At 63.0% G+C, this 8,630-nt stretch carries 7 protein-coding genes and 1 riboswitch; of the genes, 4 read left to right on the forward strand and 3 right to left on the reverse strand.

Annotated elements, in window-relative coordinates:
- On the forward strand, positions 1 to 537 hold a 537-nt coding region (locus AYR66_RS22430; RefSeq protein ID WP_206047249.1), incomplete at its 5' end, for an efflux RND transporter periplasmic adaptor subunit.
- Here the strand turns inward: AYR66_RS22430 and AYR66_RS22435 are convergent.
- Positions 527 to 1,405 (reverse strand): LysR family transcriptional regulator, encoded by an 879-nt coding sequence (locus AYR66_RS22435; protein WP_088710000.1) that lies wholly within the window; start codon positions 1,403 to 1,405, stop codon positions 527 to 529. The two genes, AYR66_RS22430 and AYR66_RS22435, sit on opposite strands and share 11 nt — an antisense overlap.
- Positions 1,406 to 1,507: 102 nt before the next feature.
- Here AYR66_RS22435 and AYR66_RS22440 point away from each other — a divergent pair, with 102 nt between their 5' ends.
- Both AYR66_RS22440 and AYR66_RS22445 read left to right on the forward strand, forming a co-directional pair.
- Positions 1,508 to 2,272 (forward strand): sulfite exporter TauE/SafE family protein, encoded by a 765-nt coding sequence (locus AYR66_RS22440; RefSeq protein ID WP_088709357.1) that lies wholly within the window; start codon positions 1,508 to 1,510, stop codon positions 2,270 to 2,272.
- Positions 2,273 to 2,656: 384 nt separating this feature from the next.
- A complete protein-coding gene (locus AYR66_RS22445) occupies positions 2,657 to 4,999 on the forward strand; it encodes a hybrid sensor histidine kinase/response regulator (protein WP_088709358.1) in 2,343 nt (780 codons plus the stop codon).
- A 74-nt stretch (positions 5,000 to 5,073) separates the two neighbouring features.
- On the opposite strand, the gene fghA is transcribed toward AYR66_RS22445, so the two are convergent.
- Both fghA and AYR66_RS22455 read right to left on the reverse strand, forming a co-directional pair.
- A complete protein-coding gene (fghA, locus tag AYR66_RS22450; RefSeq protein WP_088709359.1) occupies positions 5,074 to 5,952 on the reverse strand; it encodes an S-formylglutathione hydrolase in 879 nt (292 codons plus the stop codon).
- A complete protein-coding gene (locus AYR66_RS22455) occupies positions 5,949 to 7,058 on the reverse strand; it encodes an S-(hydroxymethyl)glutathione dehydrogenase/class III alcohol dehydrogenase (protein WP_088709360.1) in 1,110 nt (369 codons plus the stop codon). Before AYR66_RS22455 ends, fghA begins: the two co-directional genes overlap by 4 nt.
- 163 nt (positions 7,059 to 7,221) lie before the next feature.
- Positions 7,222 to 7,426: riboswitch (cobalamin riboswitch) on the forward strand.
- A 165-nt stretch (positions 7,427 to 7,591) separates the two neighbouring features.
- On the opposite strand from AYR66_RS22455, the gene AYR66_RS22460 reads away from it, so the two are divergent.
- Positions 7,592 to 8,630: cobaltochelatase subunit CobN (locus tag AYR66_RS22460; RefSeq protein WP_234814980.1), on the forward strand; the 1,039-nt coding region annotated here is incomplete at its 3' end.

Genomic DNA, 8,630 nt, shown 5'->3' on the forward strand with positions numbered 1-8,630 from the left:
CACGAGCGCAGCGCCCGCACGGTCGGCGCCGGCGCGCCCCTCGTCACCATCGGCGACCAGGCGCGCTACGAAATCGTGGCGGATGTGCTGTCCAGCGACGCCGTGAAAATCCACCCGGGCAACACCATGCTGCTGGAAGGCTGGGGAGGCAACAAGGCATTGCGGGCGAAGGTACGGCTGGTCGAGCCGGTCGCCTTCACCAAGGTTTCCGCACTGGGCGTCGAAGAACAGCGGGTGAATGTCGTCGCCGATCCGGTGGACGACCTCGGCCCGCTGGGCGACGGCTACCGGATCGAGGCCCGGGTCGTCATCTGGGAAGCCGGCAAGGTAACGAAAGTTGCGGGCAGCAGCCTGTTCCGCGTCGGCGATGCATGGCATGTCTTCGCAGTCGAGGATGGACGCGCGCGCGAACGCAAGGTGGAAATCGGACAACGCAACCAGGACGAGGCGCAGGTGCTGTCGGGGCTGGCGCCGGGCGCGGTGGTTGTACGTTTTCCCGGCAATGAGTTATCGGATGGCGCGAAGGTCAGGCCCTGATTTCCTCGATCAGCTTCCGGGTATAGCTCGGCAATTCATCGAAGCGGCGTGTGCAAATGGTGAGGTTGCGGAGCGCCCACGGATCGGATAGCCGCATGCAGCGGATCCCCATCGTCTGTTGACACCGCCGGGCAGCCGCTTCCGGGATGACACTGATCCCGACGCCGCTCTCGACCATGCGGCAGATGGCGTCGAAGCTGCGCAACCGGACACGGACCTTGAGCTGTTTTCCGGCGCGGGCCGCATGAAGCGAGAGATAGCGCTGGAGTGCACTGTCTCCTGCCAATCCGATGAAATCCGAATCGAGCAGCTTGCTGAATCCAACCTCCTGCTCCGGTTCCGCGCCGTTAGCAGCCGTCACCACGATCAGCCGGTCCACGCGGAACGCAAAGGTTTCCAGCCCGGACAGGTCGACTGAATCCGTGACGATGCCCACGTCCGCCAGTCCCTCGGCCACCGCCCGGACAATGTCGTAGCTGAGCCGCTCCTCCAGGTCGATGTCGACATTCGGATGCCGGTTCATGAATGCCGCGAGCGCCTGCGGCAGGAACTCGCTGATCGCAGCGGTGTTGGCAAGCAGCCGTATGTGTCCTTTCATGCCCTGCGTGTACTCGGTCAGCTCGCCGCGCATCCTTTCCATCTGCTGCAGCACGAGCCGCGCATGATGCACCAGCGACTGGCCAACCGGCGTCGGATGCACGCCGCGCCGTCCGCGCACCAGCAAGGGCATGCCGAGCACTTCTTCCATGCCCTTTACCCGCGCACTCGCGGACGCAAGCGCAATATGCGCGCGTTCAGCCCCGGCCGTAATGCTGCCGGTCTCGACGATGTGTACGAAAAGCTGCATGTCTGCAAGATCAAAGCGCAATCCGCCCTCCATTCAAAACGCATTTCAGCCTACGCATGATCCGAAGCCTCGGTCAGTTTAATCCAGATTTTCAGATTTCCAGCATGGAGGGAGAATCAGCGCATGGATACCATTCTCTCGCCCGGCACCCTGCCCTTCCTGCTCGTCATTACGCTGACGTTTATTATTGCCGGACTGGTCAAGGGCGTGGTCGGTCTTGGGCTTCCGACGGTCGCGGTCGGCTTGCTCGGACTCGTAATGACGCCGACGGAAGCCGCCAGCCTGCTGATTGTGCCTTCGGCAGTGACGAATGTATGGCAGCTCGCCGCCGGGCCGAGCTTTAGACCGCTGCTCCTGCGCTTGAGGGCGATGCTGATCGGCATCTGTGTTGGCACGCTGGCGGGAGATGCACTGTTGCCGCGCGAACTGACGGGTTACGCGACAACCGCCCTCGGCGCGGCATTGGTGGTTTATGCGCTGATCGGCCTTGCCGCCGTACGCGTTGCCGTCCCCGCTAGGATGGAACCGTGGCTCTCGCCTGTCGCCGGCGCATTGACTGGACTGGTGACGTCCGCCACCGGGGTATTCGTGATTCCCGCCGTCCCTTACCTGCAGGGACTGGGGCTCGGCAAAGACGACCTCGTGCAAGCGCTCGGCCTGGCGTTCACCGTGTCGACTTTCGCGCTCGCGGTGAGCCTGGGCCTTGACGGCGCCTTCAAGCCTGCTGTCGCGACAACGTCCTTGTATGCGCTGCTTCCGGCGCTCGCCGGCATGTTCTTCGGACAATGGGTCCGCGCACGCATCCGCCCGGAAGTCTTCCGGAAAATCTTCTTCGCGGGATTGCTGGTGCTGGGCGCACATCTGGCGCTGCGCTCATCGATGGCGTAGGCCGTGTCACTTGAATATCCCGGCACCTACACCCCGGCTTCGATCGGGCAATCCTTCGGATTCAAAGCGAATTTAATCGACGAGATCGTCGCAACGCCATGCAGCGTGTTCTCAAAGGTGTCCCCATGCTCGTTGAAGCTTCTGCCTGACCCGTCCCGTCATCGCATGACAAGCAGACAACCCCTGCTTCCTTTGCCATTGCACAAACGGTGCCCCTTCCAAACTGTTACCATTGGGCAACATTTTTCATTTCTTGACGACTTCCTTGCCCCATATCCAAACGGCTGTTACCCAAGCTGTTAGTTATATGGATTCCTGAAGTCAAACTACTCTCACCCAAACCGTGTCCAATCCTTTGATCCTCACCGCCCGAATCTGCGCCCGATGACCCGGCTCCCTCCCCTCAACATCCTGCTCGTCGACGACGAACCAGCAAATCTCCTAGCCCTTGAGGCGGTGCTCGAGCCCCTCGGGGAAAGGCTCGTGCGTGCCGAATCGGGCGAGGAAGCGCTGAAGCAAATCCTGCGGAACGAATTCGCTGTCGTCCTGCTCGACATCCGCATGCCAGGGCTGACAGGATTCGAAACCGCGCGGCTGATCCGAGACCATCCGCGTTCCGGCCGCCTGCCGATCATTTTCATCACGGCATCCGAGGATAGCCGCTTTCCGGTGGACGAAGCCTATGCACTGGGGGCGGTGGATTACCTGACCAAGCCCATCGTGCCGGCCGTGCTGCGCGCCAAAGTTGCCTTCTTTGTCGAACTGCACCGCAAGACCGAGGAACTTGCCCGCGTCGAGCGCTCGCGCCATGAGGCGGCGATCAGCGCGAGGGACGAGCGGATCCAGATGATCTTCGACAACATCAAGGATTACGCTTTCATTGTTGTCGATACCGAGGGCCGGATCACAGAATGGAAAGGTGGAGCAGAATGCCTTACCGGCTGGGGCGACGCCGAAGCCGCCGGCAAGCCGTTGGCCATCCTTTTTACCGAAGAGGACAGGCTGTCGGGTTGTCCGGAAGGCGAAATGGCGCGCGCCAGGGAGTGTGGCCGCGCGGAGGACCAGCGCTGGCTTGAACGCAAGGACGGAACGCGCTTCTTCGCGGATGGCATCCTGATGGCGCTTAACGATGCCGCCGGCATCCATGTCGGGTACGTGAAAATCTTTCGCGACGTCACCGCGCAGCGGCTCGCCGCCGATGCCCTGCAGGCGAGCGAGGAACGCTACCGCACCCTGTTCGAATCGATCGACGAGGGCTTTTGCATCATCGAGATGCACTTTGACGATAAAGGAAAGCCAGTCGATTACCGCTTCATCGAGACCAACCCGGCATTTGAAAAACAGACCGGCTTGATCGATGCGTCAGGCAAGACCGTCCGCGAACTTGTCCCTGACCTTGACGCGCACTGGTTCGAGATCTACGGCAATGTCGCGCTGACCGGCGAGCCGAAGCGATTTGTGGATGAAGCCGTTGCCATGGGGCGATGGTTCGACGTCTATGCTGCGCCAACCGGCGGGCCGGGCAGCCGCAGGCTCGCGGTCCTGTTCACCGATATTACCGAGCGCAAGCGAACTGACGAGGACATCCGCCGGCTGGCCGCCGACCTGTCGGAAGCCAACCGCCGCAAAAACGAATTCCTCGCCACCCTCGCTCACGAACTCCGTAATCCGCTCGCGCCGCTTCAGGCCGGAATCGACCTCTTGCGCAGCGCCGCGGACGATACAGCCACCGTGAACAAAGTGCGTGACCTGATGGAACGTCAGCTGAAGCACATGGTGCACCTGGTCGATGACCTTCTCGACATTGCGCGCATTACCGGCAACCAGCTCAGCCTGCGCAAGGAACGCGTCGACCTCAAGAACCTGGTTGCGGCGGCGGTCGAGACCAGCCAGCCGCTGATTGATGCCGGCCGCCACCGTTTGACGATCGAGATGCCGGAAGCGCCGATTCTCCTGTACGCGGACCCGACCCGCGTGGCCCAGGTACTCAGCAATCTCCTGAACAATGCCGCACGTTATACGCCGCAAGGCGGCCGGATCATGCTTGCAGTACACCGTTCTGACACCGATGCGTTCATCACCGTCACGGATAACGGTATTGGCATTCCGCCCGAATCGCTGGAAATGGTTTTCGACATGTTCACCCGTGTCGGCCGCGAAGGAAACAACATGCAGGGTGGACTGGGAATCGGGCTCAGCCTGGTGCGCAGACTGGTCGAAATGCACGGCGGAACGGTGTCGGCGACCAGTGCGGGCACGCGGCAAGGTACGACGTTCACGGTCCGGTTACCCGCCTTGCAGGCAGGAACGCGAATGCACCCGGAAAACCAACATGCCTCGAGCGGCAACGAGCCTGTGGCGACGCAGCGCCTTCGCATCCTCATCGCCGACGACAACACCGATGCTGCAGAAAGCCTGTCGACGCTTCTCGAGGTGAGCGGACACACGACCTGCGTTGCATCTGACGGCCGGCGTGCACTCGCGATGGCGCAGGATTTCCGGCCCGATGTCGTATTCCTGGACATCGGCATGCCGGGCATGAGCGGATACGAGGTCGCCCTGGCATTGCGCAAGACACCCGGCGTCGAACAAGCCTATCTGGTCGCCTTGACCGGATGGGGATCGAACGACGACCAGGCGCGGTCGAAGGCAGCCGGCTTCGACCACCACCTGACCAAGCCGGCGCGGTTTGCCGATATCGAGCAGTTGCTGCGGGTGTTCAGCTAGTCGGACATTCAGTCAAATTTGATCAATAAAGAATCGTAGGGTGGGTAGAGCGCAGCGAAACCCGCCATGCTTTTTTATCTGGATTGACTGCCGGGTGAGAGGCGTTCGGCATGATGCCGTATGTGGTCTTCTATAAAGGTCGAGATGAAATAGTAGCCGTGGTCGTATCCCGCATGTCGTCGCAACGTTAACGGCTGCCCCGAAGCCGCGCAGGCCGCTTCGAGCAGTTCCGGCTGCAGCTGCTCCTGCAGGAATTTGTCGCCCAGCCCCTGGTCGACCAGGATGCCATCCGGATAAGGTGCAGTGTTCTGCGCCTGTATCAGTGCGCTCGCGTCGTACTGTAACCAGTTGCTTTCATTCCCGCCAAGATACCGGCTGAACGCCTTGCGTCCCCACGGCACGCGGCTGGCCGCCGCAATTGGCGCGAAGGCGGAGACCGAGCGGAACAGCCCTGGATGCCGCAACGCAAGCACCAACGCGCCGTGTCCGCCCATGGAATGCCCCGTCACCCCGATGCGCGCGTGATCCAGCGCGACAAGCCCGGCAACGATGTCCGGCAGCTCACGCGTGACGTAACTCTCCATCCTGTAGTGCCGCGCCCACGGCTCCTGCGCAGCGTCGAGGTAGAAGCCCGCACCGGCGCCAAAGTCCCATTCATCCGATTCGCCGGGAATATTGGCGCCGCGCGGGCTCGTGTCCGGAGCCACCAGCACCAGTCCCGCGCGGGACGCATATTGCTGCGCGCCCGCCTTGATCATGAAGGTCTCTTCGGTGCAGGTCAGGCCGGCGAGGCAGAACAGTGCCGCGCAGGTCTTGCCCGAGGTTGCCTGCGGCGGCAGGTAGACCGAGAAGCGCATCGGCAACCCGATCTCGCGCGATGGATGACGATAGAAGCGTTGCACACCGCCGAAGCAGGCGTGCTCGCTCAGCAATTCCAGTCCGGGCGAGTTCATTCGTACAGTACGACGGAGCGGATGGATTCGCCGCGCTTCATCAGGTCGAAGCCGTCATTGATTTGCGCGAGCGACAGCTTGTGGGTGATGAGGTCGTCGATGTTGATCTTGCCTTCCATGTACCAGTCGACGATCTTCGGCACGTCGGTGCGTCCGCGTGCGCCGCCGAAGGCCGATCCCTTCCACACGCGCCCCGTCACCAGCTGGAACGGCCGCGTACTGATTTCAGCGCCCGCTTCCGCCACGCCGATGATGATGGACTGGCCCCAGCCCTTGTGGCAGCACTCCAGCGCCTGCCGCATCACCTTGGTGTTGCCGATGCATTCGAAGGAGTAATCGGCGCCGCCGTCGGTCAGCTGCACGATGTGGTCGACGACGTTGTCGACCTCTTTCGGATTGATGAAATGCGTCATGCCGAACTTGCGCGCCATTGCCTCGCGCGCCGGATTGAGGTCGACCCCGACGATCTTGTCCGCGCCCACCATGCGCGCGCCCTGGATGACGTTCAGCCCGATGCCGCCGAGGCCGAACACGACGACGTTGGCGCCCGCCTCCACTTTGGCAGTGAACACCACGGCGCCGATGCCAGTCGTCACGCCGCAGCCGATGTAGCAGATCTTGTCGAAGGGTGCGTCGGGCCGCACTTTGGCGAGGGCGATTTCAGGGACAACGATGTAATTGGAAAAGGTGGACGTGCCCATGTAGTGCAGGATGGGCTTGCCGTTGAGCGAAAAGCGCGAGGTCGCATCCGGCATCAACCCCTTGCCCTGCGTCGCGCGGATGGCCTGACAGAGGTTGGTCTTGCGCGACAGGCAGAACTTGCACTGGCGGCATTCGGGTGTGTACAGCGGAATTACATGGTCGCCGACGGCGACGCTTTTCACGCCCGCGCCGGCCTCCACCACCACGCCCGCGCCCTCATGCCCGAGGATGGCCGGAAACAATCCTTCGGGATCGGCGCCGGACAGCGTGTAGTAATCGGTGTGGCAGATGCCGGTTGCCTTCACCTCGACCAGGACTTCACCGGCGCGCGGGCCTTCTAGGTCCACTTCCTCGATGCTCAGCGGCTTGCCGGCTTCCCATGCGACTGCTGCCTTTGTCTTCATGCGTTCGTCTCCTTTGTGGTTAGACGGGAAAATACGGGCTAGTTCGCGGCCATCAATCCAGATCATGTTAGTTGACCTTCCTACGGTGGCAAGGTGTATCGCCCCATTCCTTGAAACCTGCCACGACTTGCTGCGACGCTGGATCCTGGGCGTTCGGCGGTATATACTGCCGGTCACTTCAGGTGCCTGACTCCGCATTCGCGGAGCGGGTGAAACGGGAAGCCGGTGATGCCGAGCAATCGGACAGTCCGGCGCAGCCCCCGCTGCTGTATGCCTGACGACTCCGGAAACACCACTGTGCGAAGGCATGGGAAGGCCGGGGAAGGAAGAAGGCAAGCCAGAAGACCGGCCTGAAGCATGTGATGCACCAATCCCCGGGGTGATGGGAAAGGTCGCCGTGATGCTTGCCGCCTGGCGAGCTCGCGCGAGCTTGTTTTCCCGGATTGGTGCCATTCCGATTCCGCCTGGAGAACATGCTGGTCCGCTCGATGATTTCCTTTCTTGTTCGTTTTTTACCCGTGCTCGCCTTATGCATGTTCGCGCCCAAGGCATTCGCGGCCACGCTGTTTGGCGTCGTCACTGAACGCGCGGCGCCGGTTGCAATCGAAGCCGCGCACCGCCACCTCGCCAGCCATCCGGGCGACCGCATCGTGCTGCGCACGCCGGCGCAACTCCTTGCCGCTAGCGACCGGCAGGTCGCGCAATGGATCAGCCAGGCGGATGCCATCCTTGCGGTCTCGGTGTTCGGCGACCCCGCACGACGGCTGAAGGATGCGCTGGAACGCCATGCCGGCCCGCGTTCCGTCGTGCTCGCGATGAACGGCGAGGCTGGCCTGAACCTGATGAGCCGCAACCTCGATCCCGCGCACCCGGAAAGCCTGCGTAATTTCCCGTCCGACACCCTGGTCCAGCTGGCGCAGGAAAAACCGTCGTCCGCTGCGCTGAACGCTGCCGCCGCCAACCCGACAGCCCGCCGCTGGCTGGCAGCAAGGCAAACCTGGCAAGCCTGGGGCAGCGAGAACATGGCTGCGCTCCTCGCCCACCTGCTCGATACACGAAAGCCCTTGCCCGCGCCAACACCCGAACCGGCGCTGCGCCTGCGCGTCGGCACCAGGGAGCTGAGCGACACGGCGGCCTGGGGCGGCGGCGGCGCGCTTGGCCTGCCCGCCAAACCGGGCGTGGTCGTGCTCGACCTCGCCAACATGGACGCCGGCACACCTGCCGCCCTTTGCCGCCTGATCGAAGCGCGCGGCCTGCCCTGCGCCCAGGTCCTGACGCGCTGGGGAAGCGCATCGCGCGAAGCGCTGGAACGCCTGCCCGAACTGGTCGCGCCGGTGAAGCCGGCGGCGCTCGTCGTCCTGCAGGATTTCGTGGTCGGCGCGGCCGAGGGCCGGGAAGCGGTGATCGATGCCTTCAAAACGCTGGACATCCCCGTCTTCAAGGCGATCCGCCTCGGCGATCGCGGCGTGACCCAATGGCGGCTGTCGCCCGACGGCCTGCCCGCCGATTCGGTGCAGTACCGGGTCGCGCTGCCCGAGCTGCAAGGCATCGGTCAGCCCATCGTCGTCTCGG

The organism is Noviherbaspirillum denitrificans (assembly GCF_002211445.1).
Taxonomy (GTDB): Bacteria; Pseudomonadota; Gammaproteobacteria; order Burkholderiales; family Burkholderiaceae_D; genus Noviherbaspirillum; species Noviherbaspirillum denitrificans.